Source organism: Rhodoferax sp. UBA5149, assembly GCF_002413825.1.
Classification (GTDB): Bacteria; Pseudomonadota; Gammaproteobacteria; order Burkholderiales; family Burkholderiaceae_C; genus Rhodoferax.
In genome coordinates this window covers 1-3,494 of sequence record NZ_DHXT01000132.1, presented here as the reverse complement: position 1 = coordinate 3,494, position 3,494 = coordinate 1, and the positions used below count along the sequence as shown (strand labels likewise).

Genomic DNA, 3,494 nt, shown 5'->3' with positions numbered 1-3,494 from the left:
AACTTGCGTGTTGATGTACTAGTTCAGACAACAGGCCACGAATGCGGTTGATGAGCGCGGTGCGTTGCTCCACATAACCCTGGCGGGCGCGGTGCACAAACAGGCGAGACTGCTGCTCGATACTTTTGACTGGAACAAAGCGCATATTGGGGCGGGTGACGGCTTCGCAGATGGCAGCTGCATCCGCAGCGTCGTTCTTGCCACGTTTGCCACTCATGCGGTAAGGCACAACGAACTTGGGCGCCATCATCCGCACGGTGTGACCGAACTTGGCAAATTCCCTGGCCCAGTGGTGGGCACCGGAGCAGGCTTCCATACCAATCAGGCAGGGTGCCAAGTTGGCAATGAGTTCAATGAGCTTGGCGCGTGGTACTTCGGGACGCACCAATGCGGGCTTGCCAGCCTCATCCACGCCGTGCACCGCAAAGACGTTCTTGGCGAGGTCAATTCCAACGGTTACGATAGCCATGATTTCCCCTCTCAAGTGAGTTGATGAAAAGATTTTCCTCTCCATCTTGGCACTCAGCTGCCGTAAACCGCAACCCTGACGGGTCGCGGCTCGCTTGGGACGGGGAAGTCCCTTTCATTCGTTAGGCGCCGAAATGCGAACGTGCCAGAAGCCTTCGCGAATCCGGCCGAGATTTATACAGTCGCTTGTGCCTGAATTCGATCTGCCAACGGCATTCAAGGAGGCCGCTTTCCCACCACTTGGTCTCCAGTGCCGTTGAGCGCATCATGGGCGAAAGATTTGAAGGTCATCGACCAATCAAGTAGTAGGTATGGATCAACCGAGCATCTCAAGACATTCACAAGAAAGGTTAGGTATGGATCAAAGTAGCAATGAAGTCAGTACTCCAGTTGCTGGCCAGTTTGCGCTCCCATTGCGTGCCACGTTTGGCCTGGGAGATCGCGTACGCAAGAAATCTGGCGCCGCTTGGCAGGGTCAAGTTGTCGGCTGGTACTGCACAAAACTGACCCCTGAAGGCTATGCCGTCGAGTCTGAATCTCACCCAGGCTCAGTACAAATTTATCCTGTGGCTGCGCTTGAACGCGTGGCCTAACATTTCGCTCGGCACGGACACACAGCAGCAGAATGCCGCTGCGCGGCGCTTGCTGCGTGCCGGGTAGCTTCGACGTTGAACCTGCATCTCGAATGACAGCTTCGGAGCGAAGCGTCTGACGGCAATGTGTCTGAACCGGTAGTTGCTCCCTGCGCCCCAATGGCACCCAGATCGGATCAACCAGCTACGCAAGGCGGGTGTGGGGCGGATGTTGGGGGCGATTTCAAAGAGCGAAGCGCTGAGAGCCCCCGGCAGCCGCCTCGCTCCCGCCTACACCAGCCCAGATCAGTCATTCAGGGATAAATTGGCCTCAATGCGCGCGACGTGGGCCATCAATGAGCGCTTGGCCACCGGCCACATGCGCGGCGGCACGTCGTCGTAAACCGCCGCCACCCAGTCGTCCAGGGACCCTTGCGGCTGCGCCTGCATGACCTTGAGAACCTTGGCTTCACGTTTGAGGCGATGGGCTTTGAGGTGCGTGATGGCCGCGGCGGCCTCGCCGGCGTAACCGCCGATGACGTAGCCGTGCGCGGGCAGGATGAACTCGATGCGCTGCTCCGTGCAGGCGGCGCTCAAGCGATCGAGCGAGTCGAGGTAGGCCGTCATGTCGCCATCGGGCGGATCAATCACCGTGGTGCTGCCGTTGAGGATATGGTCGCCACTGAACAGCAGGCCGTCTTCCAGCAACACCAGGCACAGGTGGTTGGCGGCGTGGCCGGGCGTGTGAATCACCTGCAGGGTATGCGTCAAATCACCCTCTGGCCCCCGTCCTTCAAGCTTGAGCAGCTCCTGATTTAGGAGCGCTCGGTCGGGCGTGAATTCGCTCGCCTTGCGCGCGGTGGGCGCCGAGGGCAGGCCCAGAATCGGCGGCCTGGGCTCGCACAGGGCCTGCAGCGGTTGCGCGCCGGGCGAGTGATCGGCGTGCGAGTGGGTGCACACAATCATGCGGATATCGCCGCCGGCGGCGCGCCACAATTTTTCAACGTGTTCGGCGTCGGCGGGGCCGGGGTCGATCGCGATGTAGCCGGTCGCGGGGTCGCCCACCAGATAGCTGTTGGTGCCGGGGCCGGTCATGGCGCCGGGGTTGGGGGCGGTGAGCCGCAGCACGTTTTTCAGCAGCGCCACCGGCTGCTCGGACTGCCAGTCCAGCGCGTGCACGATTTGCCCGTCGGGGCAGACCAGCGCCAGTTCACCGTAGGGGTGTTCATGCTCCATGAAACGCGTCTCGTGACCGGCCACCAGGCCGGCGCGCGGGCAACTGGTCCACAGCGGCTGCTCGGTGGCGGCACAGGCTTTCAGCACGGCGTCCACCGTGGCGTAGGCTTGCAGTCGTTCCAGTGTGCGGATGGTGGGGAAGATGATGAAGAACTGGCCGGCTTGGTGCCGTGCCAGCGCATCCGCCGGGCGCACCCAGACCGGCTCGAACTGCTCGGTCTCATCGGCCACCGGCGATTGCCCCTGCGGCATGCGCGCCACCAGAAAGGGCACGTCAAAACGGCGTGGCAGGTCGCGGTCGGTGATCCAGTGGGCCAGCACAAACACCTCATCGGCGGCCAGGGTCAGGCCCAGCGCCTGGCATTGGGCGGTGAAGGGCGCGCTGCGGTCCAGCGCCGCAATGTCGCTGTGGTCGGCGGGGGCGCCGTCGGCCCGGCGCGCCAGCAGCACGCCCAATTCTTCAAAACTCTCGCGGATGGCGGCGATGGCCTGCGTCAGATGCAGGTCGCTTTGCGTGCTCCGTCGCCTGGCCTGGGCGTGGCTGGCGGCGTCATGGGCGTCCACGCCGCCGCCGGGGAACACATAGGCGCCGGGGGCAAAGCTGGCGGTCATGGCGCGGCGCGTCATCAGCACTTCAATGCCGCAGGCACTGTCGCGCAGCAGCAGCACGGTGGCGGCTGCGCGGGTGGGGACGGGTTCGCGCTGGGGGTGGAGGAGTTGTTTGGGTCGTGCCATGGTTTGATTTTGCAACGAATTGCGGCGCCTGTTCTATTTCTTCTGGCGCCGTCCCTCTAGTCCGGATCCTCATCAGAGATACAGAGATAATTCCCCCATGCGAATCAGTTTTACCAAAATGCAGGGCGCCGGCAACGACTTCGTGGTGCTCGACGAGACCGAAAAGCGTTTGGGCCTATCCACCGCGCAGTACCGCTTGCTGGCCGACCGCCACTTTGGCGTCGGTGCCGACCAGATTTTGACGGTGCGCCCATCACCGGCCGCGGGCATTGATTTTGAGTATGTGATCCACAACGCCGATGGCTCCGAGGTCGAGCAGTGCGGCAATGGCGCGCGCTGCTTTGCCCGTTTTGTGCGTGACCAGGGCCTGACCAGCAAGGACGCGATCCGGGTGCAGACCCTGGGTGGCGTGATCGAGCCCCAACTCACGCCCGATGGCCGCGTGACCGTGAGCATGGGTGCTCCGGTGTTCGAGTTGGCCGA

General features: G+C 62.7%; 4 protein-coding genes. 2 read left to right on the top strand and 2 right to left on the bottom strand.

All coding sequences use genetic code 11. The features are described 5' to 3' along the window. Positions 1-469, bottom strand: a 469-nt coding sequence (locus B3V69_RS11620; RefSeq protein ID WP_296446693.1) for an IS110 family transposase, incomplete at its 3' end; no start/stop codon positions are given. 355 nt (positions 470-824) lie between these two features. On the opposite strand from B3V69_RS11620, the gene B3V69_RS11615 reads away from it, so the two are divergent. Beyond that, complete coding sequence (locus B3V69_RS11615; protein ID WP_172688537.1) at positions 825-1,061, top strand: trimethoprim-resistant dihydrofolate reductase DfrB10; 237 nt, start codon at positions 825-827, stop codon at positions 1,059-1,061. Positions 1,062-1,346: 285 nt separating this feature from the next. Here the strand turns inward: B3V69_RS11615 and B3V69_RS11610 are convergent, their stop codons facing one another. Further along, entirely contained in the window at positions 1,347-3,011 is a 1,665-nt protein-coding gene (locus B3V69_RS11610) for an MBL fold metallo-hydrolase (protein WP_296446689.1), read from the bottom strand. Positions 3,012-3,108: 97 nt separating this feature from the next. Between B3V69_RS11610 and dapF the strand changes: the two genes are divergently transcribed. Beyond that, positions 3,109-3,494 (top strand): diaminopimelate epimerase (gene dapF / locus B3V69_RS11605; RefSeq protein ID WP_296446686.1); only part of this gene is annotated, 386 nt, incomplete at its 3' end.